This is a genomic window from Bradyrhizobium sp. Kon69, assembly GCF_055807515.1.
This window is the reverse complement of sequence record NZ_JBVVOS010000446.1, coordinates 1-255: the sequence shown is the minus strand read 5'-3', so window position 1 is coordinate 255 and position 255 is coordinate 1. Positions and strand designations below refer to the sequence as shown.

At 69.0% G+C, this 255-nt stretch carries 1 pseudogene; it reads right to left on the bottom strand.

Going from position 1 to position 255, the window contains the following annotated elements:
• Positions 1 to 255 (bottom strand): annotated as a pseudogene (locus tag AC0L3U_RS39740) (dihydroxy-acid dehydratase); the annotation flags it as partial.

Below are 255 nucleotides of genomic sequence, written 5' to 3'. Positions count from 1 at the left end.
GACGTTGCGCTTGCGGCCGATCGCCTGCCATGCGGCATCGCCCTTCGCCTCTTCCACGGCGCGGCGCCTGGCGAGCTCCTCGTCGAAGACCTCCAGCGTGATGCTGCGGTTCGGGATGTCGATGGCGATGCGATCGCCGGTCCTGACCAGACCGATGTTGCCACCTTCGGCCGCTTCCGGCGACAGATGGCCGATCGACAGGCCCGACGAGCCGCCCGAGAAGCGTCCGTCGGTGACGAGCGCGCAGGCTTTGCC